The following is a 1,342-nucleotide window of genomic DNA, read 5'->3' on the forward strand; positions in this document are numbered from 1 at the left end:
AAAAATGGTATAAATAATCACAATTTTTTTGAGGTTGCGTCTGGTGACACGAACCTTCTATTTTCGCCGTGTGCTGGTTCTAGAGCGTATTTGACAAGGCATTGCCACGCTCTGTCGGCAATTGTTGGGACTTTGAGAATTCGTTTTGTTCCATCCTTTTTCGGGATGGGGATTTCTCGTAATCCTTGATGTTTCCAAGTCTTTGTATTTTGTTTGAGAATTTCCTCCAGTTGGAATCGTTCCTTGAACGTTAAAGACTTTTTGCCATCAATTCCTGCCGTTTTCTTCCCAATGTTTAATTGGGTTACTTGCCTAATTGCTAGCATTCTTGCTGAGTGAGAAGAGAGAACGAGCCTTTGAAGTCTCTTGGCTTTTGCCTTGTCTCCATCTCTAACTGCTTTGAATATTCTTCTTTGTAGGCGGAATAGAACCTTCTGAAATCCTTTCCAGTCGGCTAGTTCCCAATTATCGCTACAACTTACGCTGTGCGTCATAATTTCTGTCCTCCGTAGTCGAACATTCTTCTGATATCCTTTTGGCAGTTACGCCTCATCCTACCCGTAGCCAGAGTTTCCGATGCTCGTCCATCCTATCTAGGTTTTCGACCCTTAGAATCTGGAGCTACGTTTCTTTTCGTTCCGATAGTTAGATTGGCTGATGTTTTAGAGCGGTTCAATTTGCCTATCACCTTCTCAGAGAAGCAGCTATCTACGGGATGATGCTGCGAGAATAAGCGGTGATGAAGTCCATATTTGTTGTTCAGATTATGGCTTGAGCTTCAGACACTTTTCTAGAACCTGTTTACTCAATGACATCTTCCTGTTAGCGGTAGTGTGGCTATCTGTTTCACCTCTAATTCCGCCCTGATGCACGCTTTACCCTCCAGAATTTCGAGTCTGGTCAGTAGTGCCAGATAAGGAGTCATCAATCTCCTTGATGGTGGGACTTTAACCCACATCTATCTATCAGTTCAGAGTACTTGCGGTTTTCTCCCCGCCCTCCTCTGGAAGCCTCTACTTCTCTAGTTTCTAGAGCTTCGCAGCTTCAACGAATCGCACCCCATATAGACTCTTAGCTAGGCAATTGCCCCCGCCAGACCGCCGTTACTGGGCTGTTTAACCACTGTAGTTCCTACAGCAGATATTCCTCTATTTCTGACTACTTCAGCAGCAGCTATATCTCTATCTTGTTCATACCCACACTCAGAACATTTATGCCCACCTTCCGCACGTCAAAATGTAATACTTAGGAATTCAGGAACATTAAGCAGTTAATCCTTAAGAAATTCAGCCAAAATAATTGTTTTCGATATGGTTCGGAAATAATATGCTTAGAATGTAAA

At 43.1% G+C, this 1,342-nt stretch carries 1 pseudogene; it reads right to left on the bottom strand.

Features of this window, described 5'->3' with window-relative positions:
* Window positions 1–68: 68 nt before the first annotated feature.
* A pseudogene (locus tag H1P_RS33395) lies at window positions 69–494 on the bottom strand (reverse transcriptase N-terminal domain-containing protein); the annotation flags it as partial.
* Window positions 495–1,342 lie beyond the last annotated feature (848 nt).

The sequence above is a fragment of the Hyella patelloides LEGE 07179 genome (assembly GCF_900659865.1).
Classification (GTDB): Bacteria; Cyanobacteriota; Cyanobacteriia; order Cyanobacteriales; family Xenococcaceae; genus Hyella; species Hyella patelloides.